The sequence below is a fragment of the Flavobacterium plurextorum genome (assembly GCF_002217395.1).
Lineage (GTDB): Bacteria > Bacteroidota > Bacteroidia > Flavobacteriales > Flavobacteriaceae > Flavobacterium > Flavobacterium plurextorum.
The window spans coordinates 28,331-54,929 of the sequence record NZ_MUHD01000033.1 but is presented as its reverse complement, the minus strand read 5'-3'; the positions used below and the strand labels follow the sequence as shown (position 1 = coordinate 54,929).

18 protein-coding genes and 1 other RNA gene are annotated in these 26,599 nt (G+C 33.0%); 12 read left to right on the top strand and 7 right to left on the bottom strand.

All coding sequences use genetic code 11. The annotated features are described in order from the left end of the window. The first annotated feature begins 61 nt into the window (after nucleotides 1–61). Nucleotides 62–2,248 carry a response regulator gene (locus B0A81_RS17350; RefSeq protein ID WP_089059185.1) on the top strand — a complete coding sequence of 729 codons (2,187 nt, stop codon included), beginning with the start codon at nucleotides 62–64 and terminating at the stop codon, nucleotides 2,246–2,248. On the opposite strand, the gene B0A81_RS17345 is transcribed toward B0A81_RS17350, so the two are convergent. Together B0A81_RS17345 and B0A81_RS17340 are read right to left on the bottom strand one after the other, a co-directional pair. Next, complete coding sequence (locus B0A81_RS17345; protein ID WP_089052813.1) at nucleotides 2,245–3,492, bottom strand: DEAD/DEAH box helicase; 1,248 nt, start codon at nucleotides 3,490–3,492, stop codon at nucleotides 2,245–2,247. The two genes, B0A81_RS17350 and B0A81_RS17345, sit on opposite strands and share 4 nt — an antisense overlap. Before the next feature lie 123 nt (nucleotides 3,493–3,615). Continuing rightward, the gene (locus B0A81_RS17340) at nucleotides 3,616–4,662 is read right to left on the bottom strand and encodes a formimidoylglutamase (RefSeq protein WP_089059184.1); all 1,047 of its coding nucleotides are present in this window, start codon (nucleotides 4,660–4,662) and stop codon (nucleotides 3,616–3,618) included. A gap of 98 nt (nucleotides 4,663–4,760) precedes the next feature. Here B0A81_RS17340 and B0A81_RS17335 point away from each other — a divergent pair, with 98 nt between their 5' ends. Further along, on the top strand, nucleotides 4,761–5,639 hold the full coding sequence (locus B0A81_RS17335; RefSeq protein ID WP_089059183.1) for a hypothetical protein: 879 nt from the start codon (nucleotides 4,761–4,763) through the stop codon (nucleotides 5,637–5,639). 98 nt (nucleotides 5,640–5,737) lie between these two features. Here the strand turns inward: B0A81_RS17335 and hutI are convergent, their stop codons facing one another. Together hutI and B0A81_RS17325 are read right to left on the bottom strand one after the other, a co-directional pair. Next, complete coding sequence (hutI, locus tag B0A81_RS17330; protein ID WP_089059182.1) at nucleotides 5,738–6,973, bottom strand: imidazolonepropionase; 1,236 nt, start codon at nucleotides 6,971–6,973, stop codon at nucleotides 5,738–5,740. 92 nt (nucleotides 6,974–7,065) lie between these two features. After that, a complete protein-coding gene (locus tag B0A81_RS17325) occupies nucleotides 7,066–8,115 on the bottom strand; it encodes a glutaminyl-peptide cyclotransferase (protein WP_089059181.1) in 1,050 nt (349 codons plus the stop codon). An 88-nt stretch (nucleotides 8,116–8,203) separates the two neighbouring features. Here B0A81_RS17325 and ffs point away from each other — a divergent pair. The 5 genes from ffs (at nucleotide 8,204) to B0A81_RS17300 (ending at nucleotide 10,900) form a co-directional block, all read left to right on the top strand. Further along, nucleotides 8,204–8,301: signal recognition particle sRNA small type (ffs, locus tag B0A81_RS17320), an RNA gene on the top strand. A 191-nt stretch (nucleotides 8,302–8,492) separates the two neighbouring features. Beyond that, nucleotides 8,493–9,296 carry an SDR family oxidoreductase gene (locus tag B0A81_RS17315; protein ID WP_089059180.1) on the top strand — a complete coding sequence of 268 codons (804 nt, stop codon included), beginning with the start codon at nucleotides 8,493–8,495 and terminating at the stop codon, nucleotides 9,294–9,296. 4 nt (nucleotides 9,297–9,300) lie between these two features. Continuing rightward, the gene (locus B0A81_RS17310) at nucleotides 9,301–9,501 is read left to right on the top strand and encodes a hypothetical protein (protein ID WP_089059179.1); all 201 of its coding nucleotides are present in this window, start codon (nucleotides 9,301–9,303) and stop codon (nucleotides 9,499–9,501) included. A 152-nt stretch (nucleotides 9,502–9,653) separates the two neighbouring features. Further along, complete coding sequence (gene fsa / locus B0A81_RS17305) at nucleotides 9,654–10,310, top strand: fructose-6-phosphate aldolase (protein WP_089052819.1); 657 nt, start codon at nucleotides 9,654–9,656, stop codon at nucleotides 10,308–10,310. 92 nt (nucleotides 10,311–10,402) lie between these two features. Beyond that, nucleotides 10,403–10,900 carry a hypothetical protein gene (locus B0A81_RS17300; protein WP_089059178.1) on the top strand — a complete coding sequence of 166 codons (498 nt, stop codon included), beginning with the start codon at nucleotides 10,403–10,405 and terminating at the stop codon, nucleotides 10,898–10,900. Nucleotides 10,901–11,058: 158 nt separating this feature from the next. Here the strand turns inward: B0A81_RS17300 and B0A81_RS17295 are convergent, their stop codons facing one another. From B0A81_RS17295 to B0A81_RS17285, 3 genes are all read right to left on the bottom strand, one after another. Further along, nucleotides 11,059–12,528 carry an MFS transporter gene (locus tag B0A81_RS17295; protein WP_089059177.1) on the bottom strand — a complete coding sequence of 490 codons (1,470 nt, stop codon included), beginning with the start codon at nucleotides 12,526–12,528 and terminating at the stop codon, nucleotides 11,059–11,061. A 168-nt stretch (nucleotides 12,529–12,696) separates the two neighbouring features. Continuing rightward, nucleotides 12,697–13,398 (bottom strand): LytR/AlgR family response regulator transcription factor, encoded by a 702-nt coding sequence (locus tag B0A81_RS17290; protein WP_089052822.1) that lies wholly within the window; start codon nucleotides 13,396–13,398, stop codon nucleotides 12,697–12,699. After that, the gene (locus tag B0A81_RS17285; RefSeq protein ID WP_089052823.1) at nucleotides 13,388–14,440 is read right to left on the bottom strand and encodes a sensor histidine kinase; all 1,053 of its coding nucleotides are present in this window, start codon (nucleotides 14,438–14,440) and stop codon (nucleotides 13,388–13,390) included. Before B0A81_RS17285 ends, B0A81_RS17290 begins: the two co-directional genes overlap by 11 nt. A 269-nt stretch (nucleotides 14,441–14,709) precedes the next feature. Here B0A81_RS17285 and B0A81_RS17280 point away from each other — a divergent pair, with 269 nt between their 5' ends. The 5 genes from B0A81_RS17280 (at nucleotide 14,710) to nagB (ending at nucleotide 26,514) form a co-directional block, all read left to right on the top strand. Beyond that, nucleotides 14,710–17,898 carry a SusC/RagA family TonB-linked outer membrane protein gene (locus tag B0A81_RS17280; RefSeq protein ID WP_165768089.1) on the top strand — a complete coding sequence of 1,063 codons (3,189 nt, stop codon included), beginning with the start codon at nucleotides 14,710–14,712 and terminating at the stop codon, nucleotides 17,896–17,898. A 12-nt stretch (nucleotides 17,899–17,910) separates the two neighbouring features. Beyond that, nucleotides 17,911–19,434, top strand: a complete 1,524-nt coding sequence (locus B0A81_RS17275; RefSeq protein ID WP_089059175.1) for a SusD/RagB family nutrient-binding outer membrane lipoprotein — start codon at nucleotides 17,911–17,913, stop codon at nucleotides 19,432–19,434. A 400-nt stretch (nucleotides 19,435–19,834) separates the two neighbouring features. Beyond that, a complete protein-coding gene (locus tag B0A81_RS17270; protein WP_089059174.1) occupies nucleotides 19,835–22,882 on the top strand; it encodes a SusC/RagA family TonB-linked outer membrane protein in 3,048 nt (1,015 codons plus the stop codon). Nucleotides 22,883–22,893: 11 nt separating this feature from the next. Continuing rightward, a complete protein-coding gene (locus B0A81_RS17265; protein WP_089059173.1) occupies nucleotides 22,894–24,471 on the top strand; it encodes a RagB/SusD family nutrient uptake outer membrane protein in 1,578 nt (525 codons plus the stop codon). Nucleotides 24,472–24,576: 105 nt separating this feature from the next. Next, on the top strand, nucleotides 24,577–26,514 hold the full coding sequence (nagB, locus tag B0A81_RS17260; protein WP_089059172.1) for a glucosamine-6-phosphate deaminase: 1,938 nt from the start codon (nucleotides 24,577–24,579) through the stop codon (nucleotides 26,512–26,514). Nucleotides 26,515–26,599: the final 85 nt, after the last annotated feature.

Genomic DNA, 26,599 nt, shown 5'->3' with positions numbered 1-26,599 from the left:
AATTGAAATACAGCTCTTTTTTTAAATTTTTAAATGTATATTTGATAAAATTAGCCGATTAATGCCCCGAAAACGGATTTTTTTATTTCTTCTTCTATTTCTGAATTGTTTTGTCAATTCAGCGATCGGGCAAACTGAACCCATATCAGAAGCAAAGATCGATAAACTTATAAAAAAAGCATTAGCTGATTTTAGAGAGTCAAACTTCGAAAAATCATTAATTATTTCAAGAGCTGCACTAAATGCTGCAACTAATTCTAAGAATCCTACCTTAATTTCTCGTTCGTATAATATTATAGCTGCAAACTATAATGAGTTGTTAGAAGTTGACAAGGCAATCTTTTTTTACAACAAAAGTTTGTATTATGCCAATAAAACAAAAAACGATTCTATTAAATACAATCTTTATAATAATCTAGGAAATATGTACTGTTTTGAAAAAAAACAGTTCGAGAAAGGAATTCAATATTATAAAAAATCGATTGTTTATGGTTTAAAAATTAAAGATTTAAGTCAGGTTTATTTTAGTAATGTAAATATTGTCTGGGCGTATTTTGATATTAAGAAATATGAGGAAGGTTATCCGTATCTGAAATATGTAAATGAGAATAAGGAAAAGTACGGAGACGAATTGACGGAAATTGTTGTGAATATGTTTAATGGCATCTATCACAATTTTCGTAATGAAGACAGCTTAGCTGATACTTTTTTTATAAAAGCTATAAAAGCAGGAAAGGATAATACTCAAAAATCTGATTTAGCGTTTGCTCATTTAGAATATTCAAGATTTTTAACTAAAAAAAGCAGACTTAAAGAAGCTTATGAACATCTCTCGATGTATACCAAGCTTACTGATGAGTTGTATAATGATGAAAAAATTAAGAAAGCTACTGTTGCTGGTTTTAATCTTGAATTAGACGAATATAAAAGGCAGATTGATAAAGTCGAGAGCGAAAAAGTAGAACAATATCACAGTCTCAAAAAATCAAAAATTATTGTTATTCTGTTTGTTTTAATTTCTTTGATTTTGCTGTTTCTGATTATTACTTTAATTAAAAATATCAGACTTAAGAAAAAACACAATTTAGAGCTTTTAAAAGCAAAAGAAATTGCAGAGGAAGCCTCACTCCTGAAAACTCAATTTATTTCGACTATAAGCCACGAATTACGTACTCCGCTTTATGGTGTGGTTGGTATAACGAATATGCTGCTCGATGAGCATAAGGAATTAGCACGAAGCGAGCATTTAAGTGCTTTGAAATTTTCTGCCAGATATTTATTGTCGCTTGTAAATGATATTCTTCAAATCAATAAAATTGAAGAAAATAAGGTAGTGCTGGAGAACTTAACATTTAATATTTCTGATGAGATAACTGTAATCAAGAACTCTCTTTCTTTTTTATCTCAAAAAAATAATAATAAAATAAACATCGATATAGACAACAAGATTCCAGAATATCTAATTGGAGATAAACTTCGTTTAGCTCAAATTTTAATGAACTTGGTTAGTAATGCTTTAAAGTTTACTAAAAATGGTGAAGTCGATATTGTGGTTAAACTGGACCGAATTGAAGGGAAGTTTTACTTTTTAGATTTTTTAATAAAAGACAACGGAGTTGGTATAGCTGCTGTTGATCAAAATAAAATTTTCGAAAAATTTGTTCAAGTGGGAAGAAAAGATGAAGATTATCAAGGAACCGGTTTAGGGCTTAGTATTGTGAAAAGATTATTAGGGCTTTTTGGAAGCTCAATAAGTGTAGAAAGTGATCTCGGTAAAGGAACCACTTTCTCTTTTAAAGTTCCATTCGAGCATGATCCTCAGAAAACTAAAAAGATTATAGAAGAAATCGAGGTTGATTTAACATCGAATGAGATCTATAAAATTTTAATTGTTGAAGACAACTTGATTAATCAATTGGTAACCAAGAAAATTATCGAGAAAAACAATTATATCTGTTCTGTTGTAGATGATGGATTCGGAGCTTTAAAGATATTAGAGACTGAGGAGTTTGATCTTATTTTAATGGATATTAATATGCCTTTAATGAATGGATTTGAAACCACGAAAAGAATCCGTCTTTTGGGAATAAAAACACCAATAGTTGCCTTAACTGCTTTTGATAAAGATGAAATAACAGATGAAGCAATTTCATCAGGAATAAACGATATTATTGTAAAACCGTTTGAACCTGTTAAGTTGTTTAAGATTTTAAACTATTTAATAAATGAAGCAAAAAACGCTGGTTAATACCAGCGTTTTTTATTTTGTTTAGAAGCATTTGATTTTCTCGATTTATGAGCTCCGCCGCTTCGGTTTGAATTTTTAGGTTTTTCACCTGCTTCAGGACTTCCTTCGTGCCAAGGGTAAGGATGATCTGTAATAGTTTGAACATCTACTTTTATTAATTTTTGGATATCTTTCCAGTATGGATGTTCGTCTTTTCCGCAAAATGAAATTGCAATACCTCCATTTCCTGCACGCCCGGTACGTCCAATTCGGTGTACGTAAGTTTCAGGAATATTAGGAAGGTCAAAATTGATAACATAAGGAAGCTGTTCAATGTCGATTCCTCTTGCAGCAATATCTGTAGCTACAAGTACGCCAACTTCTTTGTTTTTAAAAGCATCTAGGACACGTTGTCTTGCATTTTGAGATTTATCTCCATGAATTGCTTCTGCAGGAATATCTTTTTTTCTAAGTGCTTTTACAACATTATCAGCCCCATGTTTTGTTCTTGAAAACACAAGCACATTCGATAAGTTTTCGTTTTTTATCAAATGGTATAATAAATTTCTTTTTTCTGTTTTATCAACAAAATAAATACGTTGTTCTACATTTTCGGCAGTTGAAGAAACTGGAGAAACTTCTACTTTTTCTGGATCTTGTAAAAACATTTCAGCCAGTTCGCGAATTGCTAAAGGCATTGTAGCAGAGAAAAGTAAAGTCTGTCTGTTTTTTGGAGTCAGTTTTACAATCTTCTTTACATCATTTATAAAACCCATATCAAGCATTTGATCTGCTTCATCAAGAACTAAAGTATGCAAATGATTAAAATCTAGAAAACCTTGTTTGTGTAAATCAAGTAAGCGGCCTGGAGTGGCTACTAAAATATCTACACCATTTTTTAAAGCTTCAACTTGTGGGTTTTGTGAAACGCCGCCAAAAATAGTCAGCTGTGTTAAGTTTGTATATTTAGCATAAGTGTCAAAACTTTGACCAATTTGTACTGCTAATTCACGAGTAGGAGTAACTACAAGAGCACGAATTTGTTTGGCCTTTTTTGAAGAGCCTACAATTCGGTGTAATTGATGTATGATAGGAATTGCAAATGCTGCAGTTTTTCCCGTACCTGTTTGCGCGCAGCCAATTAAATCTCGCCCAGCCAAAACAATCGGAATTGATTTTTCCTGAATTGGGGTAGGATTTAAATAGCCTTCTTCAAATACGGCTTTTTGTATACTTTTTGAAAGTGATAAATCTTCGAATAACATATCTTAGTAATTAAGATTTTAGTTTTAAGTACTAAAATCTGTGCAAAGATAGGTTTATTCGGTCAATCGTTTATTTGATTCTTGTATTATTTGGGAAATGTGTGGTTTTAAAGCGGTTGTCGTTCATTGTGATTTTTCTTTTTCGTTATTGGCTTTCACAAAATCGGTAACTAAATAACCAATTAATTTTCCAATTAAATTGTTATTTGGAGAATCGGCTAAATCTGGTGCACCTTCGCAAATATGAAGATATGCTGCATTTTTATGCTGTCCGAAAAAAGAAATAAATTGTCTGAGTTCTTCAACCGAGAATCCGCTTATAGTCATTGCGCTGCTGGCAATGTTTGGAATTGCATCTAAGTCAATTTCAATTCCAAATGAATCTGTTTTTATAAATTCAAGTGCAAGAGCCATTTCTTTGTCAAAGTCTTTTTCTTTACGAATATTGACGCTGTCGTAAGTATTGTAACGAACGCGGTCTTCTAGTTTTTTGATAATGTCTAGAACACTTTTTGAAGTATAATTTTCATGGAGCCCAAAAATGAAATATTTTTTTAGGAAACCTTCTTCGTAAGCGTACGAGAATCCATTTCCGCTGTGGCGGCCTTCGAGAATTCTAAAATCTGAATGGGCATCAAAATTTATTGCATTAATGGGTTTTCCTTTGGCTAAAGCCGAACCTTTAATGTTTCCGTAGGCATTATTATGACCACCGCCAATGATAATTGGAGTTTTTCCAGCTTTAATTATAGTAAAAATAATATGCGAAACCTCTTTGTCGATTTTTTCTACCAATTGACTTAGTTTAGATCGGTCGTCAATGTCGTTAAAATCTAGATTTTCAACATTGCGCATTTCTTCGGAAACATTGAGTTGTCCTAGAACTATAATCTGGCTGCCTTTGCAAAAGCGATTATGCTGAATATTGGCAATGCTTTTTATGGCACTATCCCAAGCAGAAGCAGCTCCGGGTCTGCCGTAGTTAGCACGCACGCCTATATCTTCTGGGATTCCCAAAAGAACATATTTTGCTTCGCTTTCTTGTAAAAATTTGATTTTATCAGCTCCCTTAGGAATGACAATCATTTTTTCTCCAAATTTTATTTCGCCGCTTCGATGATTTGTGACTTTTGCCAAATCATTGACTGTAAAAGGAATTAGTTTTTCCATTAAAAAAAAAATATTTTCCAAAAATAATATAATTGCGTCAACTTACGTTATTACGATATATTAATTCTTAAATTTGTTTTTAAAGAAAATTATTCAATATGGAAAACCCAAAGAACAACAATTCAAGTCTAAAGGCGATTATCGCAGTTTTAGCAGTCCTACTAATTGGTAGCTTAGTGTATGTTTTTAAACTTTCTTCTGATACTGAAGTGGTTAAAACTGAACTTACAACGACTATGACAGAGAAAGAATCTGTTATGAAAGATTTGCAAGAGTTAAAAGCGACTTATGATGCTGCAATTGCAGAGAATACTTCAATGTCTGATGAATTAATTCAAGAAAGAGATAAAGTAGTAGCTTTAATGGATGATTTGAACAAATCTAAAGGTGACGTTTCTAAATTCAGATCTCAAGTTCAAGCAATGCAAGGTAAAATGAAAACTTTAGTTGCTGAAAACGATGAGTTGAAAAAACAAAATGGTGTTTTAACTACTCAAAGAGATAGTACTATTGTAGTATTGGGAGAATCTAAAAAGTATAACGAAGTACTAGTTGGCCAAAATGAAGAATTGGCTAAAACTGTAGAAAGAGGTTCTAAATTATCAGTTTTAAATACTAAAACTGCAGCTTACAAATTGAAAAGCTCAGGAAAACAAGTTGAAACTGATAAAGCAAGCCGTGCCGATGTTTTGAAAGTAAGCTTTACAATTGCTGAAAATCAAATCGCTAAGTCTGGTGATAAAACGTATTATGTTCAAGTAATTGATTCTAAAAATAACGTTTTAGGTGATAAGAAAACTGAAAGTTTTGGTGATAAATCATTAACATACAGCTTTAAAACTACTGTTCAATATGAGAACAAAAGCGTAAATGTTACTGAAGATTTACCAGGTAAAGATTTTGCTAAAGGAACTTACTTTATCAATGTTTTTGATAATGATGAGTTGGTTTCTAAAACAAGCTTCAGTTTAAGATAATACCACGTCGCTTAAGTAATAATACCACTAAAATATTAAAGGTCTGTGATTTCTCGCAGACCTTTTTTTATTGATAAAACTATTTGAAGATATTGCTGTTATATAATTTTTCCTTCTATAAAAACACTTTCAATTAAATTACTGCCAAAAGCGTAAGGTATTTGGTAATAAGAAGAAATTGGTTTGGTCAGGATAAGATTGGCCTTTTTTCCTTTTGTGATACTTCCATGTGTTTCAGAAAGTCCCATTGCATAAGCTCCGTTAATTGTAGCCGCATTTATAGCTTCTTCAGGAGTCATTTTCATTTTTATACAAGCCGTTGCAACAACAAAATTCATATTTCCTGATGGAGTAGAACCGGGGTTGAAATCGGTTGCTAATGCAAGCGGTAAACCTGCTTTGATCATTTCGCGGGCTGGAGTATAAGGAATACTTAAAAAATAAGAACATGATGGTAAAGCAACCGGCATCGTTTCTGTGTCTTTTAAAGCTTCAATATCTTCAGGATTCATAATTTCAAGATGATCTACAGAAAGGGCTTTAAATTTAACGCCAGCTTGTATTCCGCCAATAGAATTGAATTGGTTTACATGTATTTTTGGTGTTAAGCCTGATTTTATTCCTGCATTCATTATTTTTTCGGTTTCTTCAACTGAAAAATAACCGCTTTCGCAGAAAACATCAATATAATCAGCAAGTTTATTTTGAGTAATTTCAGGAATCATTTGCGTTATGATTTCTTCGATATAACCCGCTTTGTTTTCTTTGTAATGTGTTGGAAAAGCATGAGCGCCCAAAAAAGTAGCTTTTATTGAAATAGGATAATTTTCGGCTAGTTTTTTAATTACACGAAGCATTTTTAATTCACCTTCAATCGTAAGTCCGTAACCTGATTTTATTTCGACAGCGCCAGTTCCTAACTGCATTACTTCTTCAAGACGAATTTTAGATTGGTCGTAAATATCGTCTTCTGAAGTTTCGTTTAGTTTTTTAGCCGAATTTAATATTCCGCCTCCGCGATTAGCAATTTCTTCATAAGTAAATCCGTTAATGCGGTCAACAAATTCCTGTTCGCGATTGCCGGCGTAAACAATATGAGTGTGACTGTCGCACCAAGTTGGCAGAACTACTTTTCCTGTGGCATCGATAACTTCGTCTGCATCGATTTCAGGAAGATTTTCCATCAATCCAAAATCGGCAATTAAATTGTCTTGTATCAGTAAAAAAGCATTTTTAAGGGTTGGAAGTATTGCCATTTCAGCTCCTGAAACTTTTGATATTGAAGTTTCGCGAACTTGAAGCAGTTCTTGTATGTTTTTTATTAATGTTGTCATTATTGTTATTGTTATAAAACACAAATTTCACAAATTATCACGAACTAATTCGCGAAATCTGTGAAATTTGTGTTCTTATTAGTTTTGTTTTATTATTCAGAAACGGTTATTTCAAACATTTTCTCCCAATATTTTCCCGTAACAAATATGGTTTTGGTTTGTGGGTTGTAAGCGATTCCGTTTAATACTTCGGCTTCTGGATGTTTGATAAATTTGCGTAAACCAGATAGGTTTAAAATGCCTTCAACAGCTCCAGAAGTTGGATTTATAACTGCAATCGCATCTTTTTGCCAAACATTTGCATAGATCTTTCCATTAATATATTCCAATTCGTTAAGAACTTTAATTTTTGAAGTTCCTGAATATACATTGATATAGTCAATCAGCTTTTGTGTATTTGGATCCATCTTCCAGATTTTTTCAGTTCCGTCTGAACGATAAATGTATTTTCCGTCATTTGTCATTCCCCAACCTTCAATTTCTTTGTCGTAGGTGAATGTTTTTTCAAGTTTTAATGTTTTAGCATCATAAATAAAACCTGTTTTTTCCTGCCAGCTTAATTGAAAAACTTTTCCATTAATAAAAGTAATTCCTTCGCCAAAATACTCTTTCGGAAGATCTACTTGTTTAATCACTTTTCCAGTTTTATAATCTACAGATCTAAAATAAGAATCTCCTTTTTGACCTGTACTTTCATATAAAACGCCATCATAAAATTCTAAACCTTCTGTAAAAGCTTTGGTGTCGTGCGGATATGTGTTTACAACTTTATAGTTGAGTAATTTTGGTTCAACACTTGAAACTAATTCAATTCTTTTAGTAGCATCAGATGAGTTTCCTCCATAATAAACTGTTGCTTTTAGATATTGATAACCTAATCTTTGATCTTTTAGTTCAAATTTAAATTTTTCATTTCCTTTTTTACTTCCCACTTTTTTATCGTTAACGAAGTATGCAACGCTGTCGATTTCTTTCGAATTTGGGTTCGAAATTCCGATTGAAACAGCTTCTTGTGGAAGAAAATGGGCAGGAAAAGCAGAATCGTCAATATTAAATAAAGAATTTTCACTTTTATTTTTATCTCCACATCCAATTAATGTAGTTCCTAATAAAATGACAGCTAGGAAGTTATATTTTTTCATAGTTTAAAATTTGAATAAGCCAATATACAACGATATTTTTATAGCAGCAAAGCTCTTGCAAAAATATAAAAAGATTGTATATTTGCACCGGCAAGTCCTACACGACCAGCTCCTGCAGACTCCCCCAGGATGGGAACATAGCAAGGGTACGTGGTTGAGCGGTGCGATGTAGGTCGCTTGCCATTTTTTTTTCTTTTTTTTTATTGTCCCGAAGTTTCGGGATTTTTTTTTAGAATTAATGTAAAAGTAGTCTTCCTTCGGGAGGATTTTTTTATTTTTGGTCCTTAGTGAAGTTTGGAGTTAAGCATTAGAGATGAAAAGTTTTGTCTTCTTTCGTAAAACTCATAAGTCACAATTCATAACTCATAACTCAAAAAATGAATAAAGTTGTTTTAATTACTGGTGCATCCTCAGGGATTGGAAAATCGATTGGTGAATTTTTGCATAAAAAAGGATTCGTTGTGTATGGAACCAGTAGAAATCCTGAAAAAGTATTGAATTCTATTTTTCCGTTAGTGGCTCTGGATGTTCGAAATGCTGAATCAATTAAGCTGGCGGTGAATAAAATTATTGCAGCTTCTGGGAGATTGGATATTGTAATTAATAATGCTGGAGTTGGAATTACAGGACCTTTGGAAGAAATTCCGATGGAGGAAATTAAAAACAATTTTGAAACCAATTTTTTTGGGCCAATTGAGGTAATGAAATCAGTATTGCCGCAAATGCGTGAACAAAAATCTGGTTTGATTATTAATATTACTTCAATTGCGGGTTATATGGGATTGCCTTATAGAAGTGTTTATTCGGCTTCAAAAGGAGCTTTAGAATTGATCACAGAGGCTTTGAGAATGGAAGTGAAGCAATTTGGGATTGAAATTACAAATGTTGCTCCTGGAGATTTTGCAACAAATATTGCATCAGGACGTTATCATGCGCCGGTTATTCAAGGTTCTGCTTATGAAAAAGTGTATGGAGAAACGTTAGCAACAATGGATGAACATGTTGATGCGGGAAGTAATCCAAATGAAATGGCTGAAGCTATTTTTAAAATTATTCAAGAAGATAAACCAAAAGTTCATTACAAAGTTGGCGCTTTCATGCAGAAGTTTTCGATTGTATTGAAACGTGCATTGCCAGATAAGGTTTATGAAAAAATGCTGATGAATCATTATAATTTGTAAAATTATGGAGCAGATGATAGAGTTTTTGCCTACTATTTTTGTTTTTTTAATTTTTCTTGTTGTTTGGTTTGTATTTCGAAGAATATTAAGCTCTTTGAGTGATAAGATTAATAATTCGGAAGTTTATAAAGAAGAAACGTTAAAAGTTCTTGAAGAAATTAGAGATGAATTGAAAGAATTAAATAAAAAGAATTCTTCTAAGTAATTATAAGTTGTAATTTTGCAGCTGAGTTTGCGTGAGGGATAAAGGTATTATCCTTTTGCGAAGTGAAGAGGAACAAAAGATATAGCCGAAAGCCCGTTCGCCGCAGCGAACACGCCCAAATAATATTCAACACAATTAAATATAAATAGATTATGAAATTTTTTATTGATACTGCTAATTTAGCTCAGATTAAAGAAGCACAAGCTTTAGGTGTTTTAGATGGTGTAACAACTAATCCGTCTTTGATGGCTAAAGAAGGAATTACTGGAAAAAACAATATCTTGAAGCATTATGTTGACATTTGCAATCTTGTAGAAGGTGATGTAAGTGCAGAAGTAAATGCATTGGATTTTGAAGGAATGGTGAAAGAAGGTGAGGAATTAGCTGAATTACATGATCAAATCGTTGTAAAATTGCCTATGACTAAAGAAGGTGTAATGGCTGCAAAATATTTTTCTGATAAAGGAATTAAAACAAACGTAACTCTTGTGTTTTCTGCAGGGCAAGCATTATTGGCTGCAAAAGCTGGTGCAACTTATGTTTCTCCTTTTATTGGTCGTTTAGATGATGTTTCTACAGATGGTTTGAATTTAATTCAAGAAATTAGAGAAATTTACGATAACTATGGTTACGAAACTCAAATTTTAGCAGCTTCTGTACGTCATACAATGCATATTGTAAACTGTGCAAAAATTGGTGCTGATGTAATGACTGGACCGCTTTCTGCAATTTACGGATTATTGAAACACCCGTTAACTGATATTGGTTTAGCACAATTCGTAGCTGACTTCGAGAAGGGAAATAAGTAATTATTAGATACTTATAAAATTAAAAACGTCTTTTTTCTAACGAGAAAAGACGTTTTTTTTTACTTTTATAGTAACCTAAAAACAAATTACTTATGAAAATTGTACTATTCTTAATGTCATTTTTTGTTGCGAGTTTATCCATAAATGCGCAAGCTGCGAAGGTTTTAACAAGTGTTAATGAAGCTGGTGATGTGGCTGCTTATGAGCTTGATTGCAGTGTTAAATTTCAGGTGTTGGCTAAAGGTTTGCGTTATAATATTACCCGACATGAATTTAAGGGACCTGAATTGAAAAACTCATACCGACTGATGTTGGTTATGGATGGATTTTATTCTAAAACACTCAATAAAACAATGACAATATCAGCAGTATTAAGTGATGGGACAATTATTGAGGCTAAAAAAATTATTGAAGATGACGGTTTTTTTGATGGCGCCTGTACATTAAAAATAAAAGATCCTCAGGCTCTTTTAGCGGCCAATATAGATAAAGTTATTGTTCACGCTGATAAAGATGTTGTGTATAATTTACGTGAGCAAAATAAAGCCGTTTTTAAGAAGAATTTGAGTAATATTATAAATGCTAAGTAATGTAATGAGGTTCAAAGAAGCAAAGTCGTAAAGGTTCAGAGATTGTTTTGAATTGTTTTTTGATACTGCTTGAATTTAGTTTTATGTTATTGGCAGAGTGTATAAAAAAAGTCCCATTTTATAAAAAATGGGACTTTTTTATTGTAATTATATTTTAATTAGTGACCGCCGCCTTCACTTTGAACGTGGCTGATTCCTTGTTTTTTTAATATTTTAGGGCAGTAGAAACCGTAGAATCCTAAATAAGCAAAGCCTAAAAGAGGTACAATGTAAGAGAAATGTGTCCATGTAATACCAAAGATTCCTTCAGGTTTTGTAAGGTCAAAATCACAGATACTTCCTTGTACTAAAGGAATAATTCCTCCTCCAAGAATCATCATGATTAGGAATGAAGATGCTTTTCCTGTGTTTTTTCCTAAACCAGCGATTGCTAAATCGAAGATTGAAGGCCACATGATAGACAAGAATAATCCGCCAGAGATAAAGAAGAATTTAGCAATTTCCGGGCTTGGACAAACTAATCCTGCAAGCATCATTAATAAACCAGATATTCCGAAAAGCATTAGCGTTTTTCCAGCATTTTTTCCTCCTATAAAACTCACTCCAATAAATACTAAAATCCAGATTGGGTAGATGTAGAATGAAGAAACATCGTGTGCTGCAAAAATATTAGCTCCAATAATTACTCCAAATGCAATAGCAGGAACAATGAATTTTAATGCTGTATTTACTAAGTTTGAAGTGTTGAAAACGTTAACACCACCATTCCAACGGCCAATCATTAAACTTCCCCAATATAGAGCGATAAATGGCGCGATAGCGTCTTCTAGGACATTACCAAATTCAGCAGTATGAAGTAAAGCAGGCAGGTTACTGATAATTGTAACTTCGGTTCCAACATAAATAAAGATTCCTAACATTCCTAGATATAGTTGTGGGTAATCAAGGATGTTGAATTTTTCGTGAGCTGTTTTTACTACTTCTTCCTCTTCTTTTGCCGGGTCTTCAATTTTAGAGAAGTTCATAAAAATTGCAACTGCAATAAATGCAAGACCAAGGATGATAAAAGGTAATTTAATATCTTCTAAAGAAAGTGCTGTTTTTTTGTTGTCTCCCATTCCAAATAAAGCGATTCCAAGTAAAATTGCTCCAATTGTTGTTCCAAAAGAGTTAATACCTCCTGCAAGTGTTAAACGGTGAGCTCCGGTTTGAGGGCTTCCCATTTTAATGGCTAATGGATTGGCAACAATTTGTTGAATAGAAAAACCTAATCCTACAGTAAATAAAGCTGTTAGGAAAAATGGAAAGCTTTCCATTGTTGCTGCAGGAATGAATAAAAATGAACCAAAAGCTGAAAGTACTAAACCAGCTGAAAGGGTTTTTTTGTATCCAAATTTTTGTAGAACATCTAATTTTAAGGAAACTAAAAAGAAAATCAAAGATCCTACAAAATACGCCGCATAAAAAGCCCACGCTACTAGTTGTGATTGAACTTGAGATAAGGTGAATACTTTTTTGAATACGGGAATAAGGATATCATTGGCGGAACCAACAAAACCCCAAAAGAAGAAGACTATTATCAACGAGATAAACTGCCCCCATTTGGTTTGCACATTTTCTGAACTCATAATTGTAATAAGGTTAATTTTTAATAAAATTGTTTTTTGAAGACCGTAAATATATTTGTTACACGAATCAAAAAAAAATTATTGATTAAAAATAATGTTAAATTTAAACGAACTACAGTATTTATTCAACAATGTGTTAATTTATATAGAGTTAGAAATGTTAAAGTTTTACTCCAAAATTCGATTTTTGACGTCTTTACTGTAATTTCTTCCAATAGGAATCGTGTAGGACTGAATCTGTATGCGGTTTCCTTCTATTGATTTTACTTTGTTTAAAGCAATAACATACGATTTGTGAATGCGCAAAAAGCGTTCAGCAGGGAGTTCTTCAGATAATGAGGTTAATGATCTGTGGGTGATATAAGTTTTGTCTGGAGTTACAACTTTTATGTACTCTTTCATTCCTTCTATAAACAGAATTTCTTCAATATTAATCTTCATCATTTTTTTATCTACTTTGATGAAAATATGCGAATCGCTTTTTGAGGTATCGACCTTAATATTGTTTTTTAAATTGTATTCTGTCGTAATTTTATTAATGCATTTTATGAATCGTGGAAGCGGAATAGGTTTTACTAAATAATCTAAAACATCGAGATCGTAACTCTCGGCAGCAAATTCTCTAAATGCGGTTGTTATGATTACTTTGGTTTTGTTTTCCATTAAACTGATAAGTTCAAAGCCAGTCATCATAGGCATATTGATATCAAGAAAAACGGCATCGACAGAGGTGCTGTTTATAAAATCCAGCGCTTCTAGAGAATTATTGAATGTTCCTATTACTTCAAAGTCTGTGAAATTTGCAAAATAATTTTGCAGCACTTTTATAGCTAAAGGTTCATCATCAATCAATACACATTTAATCTTCATTATCAATTGGTATTTGTAAACGTATTATATAGTAATTCAGTTTTGTTGTATCTTTTAAGCTAAAATGATTTTTGTAAATCAGTTTTAATCTCTTTTTTGTATTAACCAGACCAATACCGCCTTTTGAGTTAAGATTTTGTGAAAGTACAAAATTATTTAAGATTTCAAAATCTAACATTTTGTTATCAATAATCTTACAGTTGATTTTAATTTTTAGATTAGTATTGTTTATACTGCCATGTTTAAAGGCATTTTCTACTAATGAGATAAAGATCAGCGGCGGAACCATTATATCTTCAATGTTCGATTCTAGGTTAATAGTAACTTCTACATTCTCAAAACGTAATTTTTCAATCTCAACGTAATTCTGAATATAATCGATTTCTTTAATCAGCGGAACAAATTTAGTTCCTTTTACATCATACAGAACATACTCCATTAAGTTCGAAAGTTTGATAATTACATCTGGAACTTTGTCTGAAGATTCTAGTGACAATGCATAAAGATTGTTTAAAGTGTTAAAAAAGAAATGCGGTTGAATTTGATTTTCTAGATATTTCAATTTGATTTTAAACTGATTCTCTCGCAATGATCTGTTTCTTTCACGTTCACGAAGCCAAGTCAGCGTTAAGTAAACTGATGAAGCCATTGCTAGAACATACAATTCTCCAATACAAACCGCTACAATATGATTAATCTCAAACGGATGATATTCTCGATTCGCTTCCGGCCAAATATTTTCCGAGATAATATAAAAGGTAAGAGCTGTTTTTAGAAGATAAATACCAAAAAGACTGGCTAGTAAAGCAAAAGTGTAGGTAATGTATTTTTGTTTTAGGACATATTTAGGTACTAAAATAAATAGATTAAAATATACTAATGGAATGTGCAGTGAGAACTCAATTAAATTTGATTTAAAAGAATAAGGATAGTCATTAAAGTAAGCGCCCCATCTCAAAAAGTTGAGAGTGAAATAAGTGCCCCAAAACCAAATATGATTTTGAAGTTTTATGTCAAAGTTTAATTTTCGAATTTCGTTCAACTTTTTTAACGTTTTGTTATTATTTAGGGAGGACTTGTAAATACAGTACAACTTTACATAATTACTGTCAAAAACACAATTTTTTTGAATTAAATTTTAAAATAAATGTTAAAAAATACTGTATTTCAACGATATAACGTTTTCGTAAAACATAATGTTGAATGTTTCGTGTTGTTTGTTTAAAAAACTGTACTGTTTGTATAATATATTTTTTTTAACAGTGCCTTAACAATATTTTTATCGCTTAACTAATCAAAACCATGATAAAAATGAAACAAATTATGTTAATCCTTGCGATTATCTTTACTTCGCAAATGTCATTTGCACAAGTAAAAACAATCAAAGGTTTGGTAAGCGATCAAAACGGATTGCCGCTGCCTGGAGTGAGTATTATTATTAAAGGTACTAAAACGGCAACCCAAAGTGATTATGACGGAAAGTATACGATTCAGGCATCTGCGGGAGATGTTCTTGCGTTTTCGTATATTGGTATTAAAACCCAAACAGTAACGGTGACTTCTTCACCTACAATTAATGTTGTGCTTAAAGAAGATGCACAAAATTTAAATGAAGTTGTTGTTACAGCACTTGGGATTAAAAGACAAAAGAAAGAACTTGGTTATGCAGTTCAAGATGTTAAAGGTGATCAGTTAAATAAAGCGATCACAACAAATGTAACTTCAGCTTTATCAGGAAGAGTTGCCGGTGTAGACGTGTCAATACCGTCAACGGGAATTGCTGGTAGTACGAGAGTTATTATTAGAGGTATTTCAAGTATAAGCGAAAGTAACCAGCCGCTTTATATTGTAGATGGAGTTCCTATTGATAATTCTGGTTTGTCAAATGATAATGCTGCGGCAAGCAGATGGTTTGATGGACGTGATAATGGAGATGGGATTTCAGGAATTAATCCGAATAACATTGAAAGCTTAACAGTATTGAAAGGTGCAGCTGCGGCGGCATTGTATGGATCAAGAGCTTTGAACGGAGTAATTTTAATTACAACTAAAAAAGGAAGCAAAGGAAAGCTTCAAGTTGAATTGACAAGCGGTGTAAGCTTTGATCATGTAAATGCTAAGTATTCGGATTTTCAAAGTGATTATGGAACTGGTGCAAATGGTGCACTGCCGGATCCTAGCAGAGGTCCTTCTGAACTTTATAATTATACTACCAGTGCTTGGGGACCAAAGTTCTCTCAATCTGTAGGAGCACAAGTAAAAATATTTGATGGTTCTACAAGACCTTACGCTAAAGTCGATAATAATATTCAAGATTTTTTTAGAACTGGATTTACAACTACAAATGGAATTTCATTATCGGCAGGTAGTGATAATGCTTATGTACGTTTTGGATATAATAATTTAAATAACGATGACGTAATTCCGGGATCTGGTTTAGAACGAAATGATGCAAGTTTAAATGCAACTTTAAAATCAGAGAAATTTACGTTGGATGCTAATGTAAATTATATTGCCGAAAATACTGAGAACAGACCAGGTCTAGGGGATTCTCCTAATAATATTGGTTATTCATTAAGCGGATTGGCTCCAAATATTGATCAAGCTTGGTTGAAGAATTATAAGGATCCAGAAACAGGTAAGATATACGAATGGAATACTAATATTTACCAATTAAACCCATATTTTACGATAGACGAGAATCATAATTCATCTAAGAAAAATCGTTTTATTGGTAATGTATCTGGAACTTATCAGTTAAAAAGATGGGCAGCATTAACGTTGAGATCTGGTTTAGATACTTATGCTTTTAGTGCTAAAGATTTTATGGCTGCAGGAAGTACTTGGCCAGGAAGAGATGAAGGTTATTTAGGTTTAAATAATATAAATGTGTCAGAGATGAATACTGACTTAATCGCAACTTTTAGTGATATAAAATTAGCTGAAGATTTTACTTTCTCAGGAATTTTAGGAGCTGGAAGAAGAGATTTTAGAAGAGATCAAAATTCAAGATTTGGAACAAAAATTATAGAACCAGGAACTGAATACATTAGTAATTTTGTTAATCAAACAGAAAATGCTCCTGTTGAAACCAGAACCAGAACAAATTCAGTTTATGGTTCAGCAAAGTTTGATTACAAAGGGTATTTATATGCTGAATTTACAGGAAGAAATGACTGGTTCAGTGTAATTAATAAAGATGCTTTTTATCCTGCAGCTTCGTTAGGTTTTGTATTCTCTGATGCTTTTGATATTAAAAACGAAGTTTTTAATTATGGAAAATTTAGAGCTTCTTGGGCGAGAGTTTCTAATGCTCCTGGTGCTTATAAAAATGCATTAAACTATACCACGTTTGCATCTTACAATGGTCAGAGTGTGGTAAATATTAAAAATAGTGCTGCGCCAAATCCTAATTTGACTTACCAATCTAAAACAGGAGTGGAGTTTGGACTTGAAACTTCTTTCTTTAAAAATAGATTAAGAGCCGATATTACTGTTTATCGTGAAGATACTTCTGATCAAACTCTGGATCTTCCTTCATCTGCAACTTCTGGATATGAGTTTATTTCGGTTAATGCTGGAGAATTGCGTAACGAAGGTATTGAGATCTTTTTGTCTGGTACACCTATTAGAACTAAAGATTTTGAATGGGGAATTGATTTGAATTTTTCAAAAAACAAAAACTCAATTCTTTCTTTACATCCAGATATTCAGACGTATACAATTTCTGAAGCACGCTGGGCAGGAGCTTCTATTGTCGGGGAAGTTGGAGGTAAATACGGAACAATTATGGGAAGAGATTTTCTAAGAAATGATGCAGGTGAAAAAGTTGTTGGAGCAAATGGTCTGCCATTATTTACAGATGAAAAAGTAGCATTAGGAAAAGGTCTTCCAGATTGGGCTGCAGGTTTAACAAATAGATTTAGCTATAAAGGAATAACACTTCAATTTTTAATAGATATGAAGTTTGGAATGGATGTGTATTCTATGACTAATTCTGTTGCTGCACAAAAAGGACTTTTGGATGTTACTACTGATGGTAGAGATGCTTATAATCAAGCAAGAGCTCAGGCAATTGCGAGCGATCCTAATTTTAGTCAAGCAACATGGATTCCTACTGGAGGATATATTGCAGAAGGTGTTGTAAATGTAGGAACTACAGGCAATCCGAAGTATGAAAAAAATACAAAACCTGTAAATCCTCAGGATTATTGGAATACAGTATTTAATAACACACCGGCTCCATTTGTTTACGACGCTTCTTATGTGAAATTAAGAGAGGTTAGTTTAGGTTATCAAATCCCAAAAAGTGTTTTTGCGGGTGCTAAAATTAACTCAATTTATGTTTCGGCATTTGCAAGAAACTTATTGACTTTTAATAAAGATCTTCCAAATGTTGATCCGGAGTCTATGTATACATCTGGAAACGGACAAGGTTTTGAATATGGTTCGTTACCATTTAGACAGTCGTATGGTTTTAATATTAAAATTGCATTCTAAAAAAAAGATATTATGAAATTCAAACAAATAATAATAGCCATACTTGCATTATTTACTGCAGTAGGCTGTACTGAAAATTTTGACGCGCTGGAGAAAGATCCTGTGGCATTGACTGCGAATCCAGCTGGACAACTTACGTTTACACAATTGTGTATGTCTGGAGATGGGTTTTATCAATGGAGAACCAACTTAATTTATTCTGGTGGTTTTGTACAGCATTATTCTGGTGCATGGAACGTAACTACATTTGGAAGCAGATTCAACAAAGATGACGGATATGCTACAGCCTTATGGAGAAATGGATATTCTAATGAATTAAAGAATGTAGTAGATATTCTTGAAAATACAAAAAATGATCCTGCTGCTGCAAACATGAATGCTGTTGGTAAGATTATGAAAGTAATGGTGGCACAGCGTATGACAGATATTTATGGTGATATTCCTTATTCAGAAGCTGGTTTGGGTTATTCAAAAGGAGTTGTAACGCCTAAGTATGATAAACAAGAAGATATTTACGCATCGTTTTTTAAAGAATTAGATGAAGCTTATAATCAATTAAAAGTTGGCGGCGGAAGCATAAAAGGAGATTTATTTTATAAAGGCGATATTCTAAAATGGAAAAAACTGGCAAACACATTACGTTTGCGTCTCGGAATGAGAATTTCTGAAATAAAACCAGCCGAAGCTGAAAAACAAGTTAAAGCAGCTTTGCAAAACGGGGTTTTTACCAGCAATGAAGATAATTGTATCATGCGCCATCTGGATGCAAGTTTTAATGATGATCCAGCATCTATTGATTTTAGAGGAAATGGACTTGCTTATGCTTTTGTGGGGAATGAAAATGGAGATCACTTTACAACTTTGGTTATAGATTATCTTAGAGACAATGGGGATCCTAGATTAACAATGCTTGCTACTCCTAAAAAAACCAGCAGTGTTAAGCAAGGTGCGCCAATTGGGCCAGGTGAAAATTTATATGAAGGAGTAAAGCCAGGTTTGTACCAATATCAAGCTCCAGGTGGAACTGATGCTACATCAGGAATTCAAGATTATTTCAAGAAAAAAACGACACCTTTTTTACATGTTAGTTATTCAGAAACACAATTGTTACTGGCTGAAGCTGCTTTTAGAGGATGGGTTTCGGGTACTGCAGCTGATTACTATAAAAAAGGAGTTGAGGCAGGTATTAAACAATTAGAAATTTATGGAGCGCTTCCGGCTGGTCAAGCTAAAATAGATACTTATCTAAATGCTAAACCATTAGTTGCGGGAAAAGAAAAAGAACAAATCGCAACTCAGCTTTGGATAACTTATATTTTTAATAGTATTGAGGCTTATTCAAACTGGAGAAGAACTGGATTTCCAAAATTAGTTCCTATCACAAATCCAGATTCTGAGACAAATGGAGTTACACCAACACGTTTATATTATCCAAATGATGAAATGCAGAAGAATGAAGTAAATTATTTAGATGCATTAGCTAGAATGGGAGGAAAGAACGACTGGTTGAACAAAGTTTGGTGGGATGCTAATTAAATAGAAATTCCTGCATAAAGTTTTGCCTAATAAGGTGTTATTGTAATTAAATCTTAGAAATTAAAATTATGATAACATTTTATTAGGCATTTTTTTTAACATTTAAATACTTCTTTTTTTTAATAGTATTTAAATGAATCTGATAAATTTTATCTTAAATAACAGATTTTCAAATATTTGTGATTTGTTAAATGATTTTTAATAAAACTAACCTATTGTTGAATAAAATCTCCGTAAATGTGGTAAAAACTGCATTTTATAGATAGGAAAACGTTTTCGTGCAACGGATTATTGATCGATTTATGTCGTTTGTTTAAAATTTTAGGCAGTTTGTATAATATATTTTTTTTAACAATCCCTTAAGAATAATTTTACATCATAACTAACAAAATAAATAAACATGAAAAAAATTTTCTTAATCTTTATGATTGTTTTTACGGCGCAAGTTTCGCTTGCTCAGGTAAAAAATGTTAAAGGTGTGATTACAGATTCTGATGGGATGCCGTTGCCGGGTGCATCTGTTGCTGTGCAAGGAGGTCAAAAAGGTTCTACTACCGATTTTGATGGATTGTACACTATTGAAGTTACAAAAGGACAGACATTAGTTTTTACTTATGTAGGTCTTGAAACACAATCGATAGTTGTAGGTGATGCTACTACAATTAATGTTAAAATGGTACCAGCTGCATCAAATGCGTTAAACGAAGTAGTTGTTACTTCATTAGGTCTTAAGAAAACTAGAAAATCTCTTACTTATGCAGCTCAAGAACTTAAAGGAGAAGAGTTGACTCGTGTAAAAGATGCCAACGTTATTAATACAATTGCAGGTAAAGTTGCCGGTGTTGCAGTAACAAAAAGTTCTGCAGGTACTGGAGGATCTACAAAAGTACTTATTCGTGGTAACTCTTCTATATTAAACAGCCAGCCGCTTTACGTAATTGATGGTATTCCTTTGTATAATGGTAGTTCAAATCAGCCAAATGATTCATTTGGTAGTACTGCAGGAGGTAACCGTGACGGAGGAGATACAGTTTCTTTGATTAACCCTGATGATTATGAAGGAATGACCGTACTTAAAGGTGCAGCAGCATCTGTATTATACGGATCTCAAGGAGCAAATGGTGTTATTTTGCTTTCTTCTAAGAAAAATAAAGAAAACAAAGGAAACTTAGCCGTTTCTTCTGTTACTACTTTTGAGTCTGTACACTCTTTGCCAAAATTCCAAAATGAATATGGAACTTTAAATGCACAAAAATCTTGGGGTGGAAAAGTAGCTTCAAATGATTTTGTAAAAGACTTTTTCAATACTGGAGTTACACAAATTACTTCTGCTTCATTTACAACAGGATCAGATATTGCTTCTACAACTTTATCTTATGCTAACACTTCTTCTTCTGGAATTATTGAAGGTAATGGATTAAAGAAAAACAATTTTGGAATCCGTCAAACAGCTAAATTTTTCAACAATAAATTAACTGTTTCTGCTGATGCAAAATATACAAGCCAAACTATTGATAACAGACCGGTAAACGGACTTTATTCAAATCCTCTTACAGGTGTTTACTTGTTCCAAAGAGCAAATGACTTTAATTTTTACAAAGATAATTTCGAATCATTTATTCCTTCTAGAAACCTTTACGGACAAAATTTCTACACGCCATTGGATGCTGATATCTATGTTCAAAATCCTTATTGGTTAATCAATAGAAATAAATCTGTTGATAAAGATAATTTCTTTAACGGAAACATAGCTTTAGATTATAAAGCAAACAACTGGTTGAGCATTGGAGCAAGATACAGTTATAACAGAATCGAAAATGATTTTGATAAGAGAATTTATGCTACGACAAACAATTCTTTGTCTGGATATAATGGTAGATATATTAATGTAGCTACATTAAGTACACAACGTTATGGAGATTTAATTGCTAAAATCAATACTAATATCAACGAGAATTTCAGCTTTAATGCTATAGTAGGTGCTAGTATCAATAATACTTTAGGAAATCATGCTACTACTTTAGATTCTGGTATTACTCCAGGGCTTATTAATGCTAACTTATTTACATTAGGAAACTTTGGAAGTAATAAAGGTATAGATAACTTAAATCTTCAAGCTACAGGATCTTCTAGAGAAGTTCAATCTATATTTGCTTCTGCTACTTTTGGTTACAAAAACATGTTGTATTTAGATATTACAGGACGTAATGACTGGTCATCTACTTTAGTAAATACAGATACTCCATCATACTTTTACCCATCTGTGGGTGTGACTGCTCTAATCAGTGAAATGACAACTTTACCTGAATGGATTAACTTTGGAAAAGTGAGAGGAACTTATGCTGAAGTAGGAAACGATGTTTCGGCTTTCGTAACTTCTCCAAAATCAACAGTTCAAGGTGGTATTATTATTCCTCCAACTGTAGGACCAAGACCAGGCGAATCTTTAAAACCTGAGTTAAAATCAGAATACGAGTTTGGTACAGAGTGGAGAATGTTTAATAACAGATTTGGTTTTGAAATTTCTTACTACAATTCAGAAACTAAAAATCAATACATCCAAGTTCCTGCACCAAGTACTAACCCTTATGGTTATACAAATTACGGAATTAACGCTGGTAGCATCGAAAACCATGGTATTGAGCTTGTTCTTACTGGAAAAATCATCACTGGAGATAAATTTTCATGGGATACTACAGTAAACTATTCTCAAAATAAAAACAAGGTTAAAGAAATTCCAGAAGAATTAGGAGGAACAATTCCTTTAACTCCTGTAAACAATATCAACTACAGATATGCTTTAACAGAAGGAAGACCATTTGGAGTTATTGAAGGAAAAGGTATCGTTAAAAACGATAAAGGAGAAATTGTTTTAGATGACAAAGGAAACTTAGCAATTGAAGGAGCATTCCGTGAAGTAGGTAATGCAAATCCAGATTTCATGTTAGGTTGGTCAAACACATTTAAGTTTGGTGCTTTTACAGCTAATTTCTTAATTGATGGACGTTTTGGAGGTGATGTAATGAGTATTACAGAATCTATGAATGATTTTTATGGAGTTTCAAAAAGAAGTGGAGATGCAAGAAATGCTGGTGGTGTGCCAATAAATGCAGTTATGCCTAATGGTACTAAAGTTACTTCAATGGATGCTCAAAAATATTACGAAGCAGTTGGCGGACTTAACGGAGCTACAGCTGAGTATGTATATGACGCTACAAACGTAAGTTTAAGAGAGGTTTCACTTGGCTATACTTTCAGTAAAAAAACATTGCCATTTGTTAATACAGCAACTTTATCATTAATCGCAAGAAATTTATTCTTCTTTTATAAAGATGCACCTTTTGATCCAAACATTGCTTTAAGTACAGGTCAAGGTTTACAAGGAGTTGATATTTATGGTTTGCCATCAACAAGAAGTATTGGTCTTAATTTAAATGTAACTTTCTAATTTAAAATATCATGAAAACAAACAATATAAAAAAATCATTAATCTGTTTCGGTCTTTTAGCCTTAGTTGGTTGTACAGATAATTTCGATGAGATTAATAGTAATCCTGATGCTTTTACTCAAGAGGAAGTAACACAGGACTTTAACCATATTTTAGGTCCTTTTAAAAATATGTTCGAGAATGTAATGGTGAATACTCCAGGTTGGAGATATCAAATTGCCATTGATTTATCAGCAAATACTTGGGGAGGTTATTCAACAGCTCCAGGTTTTGATGGAGCAAATAATCTTTCTTACGCTCTTACTGATAAATGGAATGGAGCAGGATGGGAAGCTGCTTATTCATTAGTAATGGCAAATTTCTTGAAAGTTGAAAAAGAATCTAAAGGAAAATACGATCAGTTTTATGCACTTGCAACAATTATTAAAGTAGAAACTTTACATAAAGTAGCCGATGCTTGGGGACCAATTGTTTACTCTCAATTAGGAACTACTAATTCGACAATTGCATACGATTCTCAACAAGATGTTTATGCAGCAATGTTTAAAGACTTAGATTTTGCAGTAAATGAATTAACAAGAAGAATAGATGCAAAAGAACCAAGCTCTTTTGTAAATACTGACCGTTCAACTTACGGAGGTAGTTATGAAAAATGGGTTAGATATGCGAATTCATTGCGTTTAAGATTAGCAATGCGTATTGTAAAAGTAAATCCAACATTAGCTAAAGCAGAAGCTGAAAAAGCAATGAGCCAAAAATTTGGTGTAATGACAGCTGCAACTGATACTTTTATGGTAACTAAAGATGTTTCACAACATCCTTTAAGAGTAGCTGCTTATGAGTACAATGACAGTCGTATGTCTGCAGATATGGAGTCTATCATGGGAGGTTATAATGACCCTAGAATGAAAGCTTACTTTGCAACATCAGAACAATATCCTGATCAGTACAAAGGAATCCGTACAGGTGGAATTCTTGGAGATAAAACATTACACATGAAATTTTCAAATTTCGGAAAAGTAATTAAAGATGACAAACAAGTAGTTTGGATGAATGCTGCCGAAGTTTACTTCTTAAGAGCCGAAGGAGCTTTGAGAGGCTGGAACATGGGAGGCGATGCTGAATCATTATATAAAGCAGGTATTGCTGCATCTTTTGATCAACTTGCTACAGGAGGCGCTGCAGAATATACTGCAAATAATGTGAATACAGCAAAAGATTATGTAGATCCAGTTGCTCCATTCAATAGTGGTTTAGCGGTAAATAAAGTTACTGTTGCTTGGGACAATACTGCAAGTAATGAAGTGAAGCTTCAAAAAATCATCACTCAAAAATGGATTGCTAACTTCCCTGACGGACAAGAAGCTTGGTCTGATCACCGTAGAACAGGTTATCCTAAATTATTACCAATTCTTAATAATCAAAGTGCTGGTTTAATTACTACTCAATTTGGTGTGAGAAGAATAAACTTTGTTCAAAGTGAAAGAGATGGAAACCCAGAAGGAGTTAAAACAGGTGTTGCAAAACTAGGAGGTCCAGATAATGGAGGAACTAGAACTTGGTGGGATGTTAATGCTCCGAACTTCTAAAAACAGAGTATAAGAATTTAAGTTTGGTTAGTGAATGGTATAGGCAGTGAAAGTTGTCTATACCATTTCAAAAACCAAAATTGTAAATACAAAAAAAGAAAATAAATGAAAAGTGCTTTAGAAATAAAACCTGATATCAGCTATAAAAGTGCCGGAAAATTTGAAGAAACAAGATTTGAGAAAATCCATAATGAAATCTTCAAAAATTCAACAGAAGCTTCTATAATTGTAGCGCAGGAAATTGCGCAGTTAATTAGATCTAAGCAGGAAAAAAATAAAACCTGCGTATTAGGTTTAGCCACAGGTTCTTCTCCTATAAAAGTTTATGAGGAATTAGTGAGAATGCACAGAGAAGAAGGCTTAAGTTTTAGCAATGTAGTTACTTTTAATTTGGATGAATATTATCCAATGAGTAAAGAGAACAATCAGAGCTATCATTATTTCATGCATCAGCATCTTTTTAATCATATTGATATCAAACCAGAGAATGTAAATATTCCAGACGGTACAGTTGCAATTGATGAATTAAATCAATACTGTATCGATTACGAAATGAATATTAAAAATGCGGGAGGTCTTGATTTTCAATTATTAGGAATAGGTCGTACTGGCCACGTAGGTTTCAACGAACCAGGTTCACATATTAATTCTGGTACCAGAATTATTACACTGGATCATATTACAAGAGTTGATGCCTCATCAGATTTTAATGGAATTGATAATGTGCCTAAAAGAGCCATTACCATGGGAGTTTCAACCATTATGCGATCAAAAAGAATCGTACTTATGGCTTGGGGACAAAATAAAGCCGATATCATTAAAAGAACAACTCAAGGCGATATCAGTTCAGAAGTTCCAGCTACATTTTTGCAAAATCATCCTAATGCAACCTTTGTTTTAGATCAGTCAGCAGCATCAGAATTGACTCGTTTTAAAACTCCTTGGCTTGTTGGAGAATGTATTTGGAATCAAGAACTAAAAAGCAAAGCGATTGTTTGGTTATGTCAAAAAACAAAACAATCAATCTTAAAATTAACGGACAGAGATTACAATAACAACGGAATGTCTGATTTACTGGCACAAGAAGGTTCTGCTTATGATTTGAACATTAATATGTTCAATGTTTTACAGCATACCATTACAGGATGGCCGGGAGGAAAACCTAATACAGATGATTCACATCGTCCAGAAAGAGCTAATCCTGCAAAAAAACGAGTAATTCTTTTTAGTCCGCATCCAGATGATGATGTGATTTCTATGGGAGGAACTTTTTCAAAATTGATAAAACAAGGTCATGATGTACATGTTGTATATCAAACCTCTGGAAATATTGCGGTTACAGACGATGAAGCTTTAAAGTTTGCTGAGGTTGCCAAAGATTTTGTTGGTGAAGCAGGAAGTGGAATCAACTTTAAATCTGTAATTGAATTTTTAAACCATAAATCAGAAAACGAAATTGATTCTCTTGAAGTTCGAAAACTAAAAGGATTAATAAGAAGAAGAGAATCTTATGCTGCAACAAGATATATTGGGCTGAAAGATGAAAAAACTCATTTCTTAGATTTACCGTTTTACGAAACAGGACAAGTAAAGAAAAATCCGTTAGGACTAGAAGATATCGCGATTGTAAAAGAAATTATTGCCAGAATAAAACCACATCAAGTATTTGCGGCAGGAGATTTAGCAGATCCACACGGAACTCATGAAGTTTGTTTGAATGCGATTTTTGCAGCAATGGGTGAATTAAAATCTGAAAAATACATGGATGATTGCTGGTTATGGCTGTATAGAGGTGCATGGCAAGAATGGGATATTAATGAAATCGATATGGCTGTTCCTCTTTCTCCATCAGAAGTGCTTTTAAAACGTCATGCTATTTTGTATCACCAGTCTCAAAAAGACCGTGTAATGTTTCAAGGAAATGATTCAAGAGAATTTTGGGTTAGAGCCGAAGACAGAAATAAAAATACCGCTATTCTTTATGATGAATTAGGATTGGCAGAATATGAAGCAATCGAAGCTTTTAAACGTTTCGATTACTAAAAATTAGATTCGGATAACGAATCAAATTACAAAATTCAGATTGATTTCGCAGCGATTAGTGAGGTTCAATAAGAGTCCATCTGAG

Bases quoted from the DNA above. Each gene is read 5' to 3' on its own strand.
- B0A81_RS17350 (WP_089059185.1), top strand. From the start codon at position 62: ATGCCCCGAAAACGGATTTTTTTATTTCTTCTTCTATTTCTGAATTGT.
- B0A81_RS17345 (WP_089052813.1), bottom strand. From the start codon at position 3,492: ATGTTATTCGAAGATTTATCACTTTCAAAAAGTATACAAAAAGCCGTA.
- B0A81_RS17340 (WP_089059184.1), bottom strand. From the start codon at position 4,662: ATGGAAAAACTAATTCCTTTTACAGTCAATGATTTGGCAAAAGTCACA.
- B0A81_RS17335 (WP_089059183.1), top strand. From the start codon at position 4,761: ATGGAAAACCCAAAGAACAACAATTCAAGTCTAAAGGCGATTATCGCA.
- hutI (WP_089059182.1), bottom strand. From the start codon at position 6,973: ATGACAACATTAATAAAAAACATACAAGAACTGCTTCAAGTTCGCGAA.
- B0A81_RS17325 (WP_089059181.1), bottom strand. From the start codon at position 8,115: ATGAAAAAATATAACTTCCTAGCTGTCATTTTATTAGGAACTACATTA.
- B0A81_RS17315 (WP_089059180.1), top strand. From the start codon at position 8,493: ATGAATAAAGTTGTTTTAATTACTGGTGCATCCTCAGGGATTGGAAAA.
- B0A81_RS17310 (WP_089059179.1), top strand. From the start codon at position 9,301: ATGGAGCAGATGATAGAGTTTTTGCCTACTATTTTTGTTTTTTTAATT.
- fsa (WP_089052819.1), top strand. From the start codon at position 9,654: ATGAAATTTTTTATTGATACTGCTAATTTAGCTCAGATTAAAGAAGCA.
- B0A81_RS17300 (WP_089059178.1), top strand. From the start codon at position 10,403: ATGAAAATTGTACTATTCTTAATGTCATTTTTTGTTGCGAGTTTATCC.
- B0A81_RS17295 (WP_089059177.1), bottom strand. From the start codon at position 12,528: ATGAGTTCAGAAAATGTGCAAACCAAATGGGGGCAGTTTATCTCGTTG.
- B0A81_RS17290 (WP_089052822.1), bottom strand. From the start codon at position 13,398: ATGAAGATTAAATGTGTATTGATTGATGATGAACCTTTAGCTATAAAA.
- B0A81_RS17280 (WP_165768089.1), top strand. From the start codon at position 14,710: ATGAAACAAATTATGTTAATCCTTGCGATTATCTTTACTTCGCAAATG.
- B0A81_RS17275 (WP_089059175.1), top strand. From the start codon at position 17,911: ATGAAATTCAAACAAATAATAATAGCCATACTTGCATTATTTACTGCA.
- B0A81_RS17270 (WP_089059174.1), top strand. From the start codon at position 19,835: ATGAAAAAAATTTTCTTAATCTTTATGATTGTTTTTACGGCGCAAGTT.
- B0A81_RS17265 (WP_089059173.1), top strand. From the start codon at position 22,894: ATGAAAACAAACAATATAAAAAAATCATTAATCTGTTTCGGTCTTTTA.
- nagB (WP_089059172.1), top strand. From the start codon at position 24,577: ATGAAAAGTGCTTTAGAAATAAAACCTGATATCAGCTATAAAAGTGCC.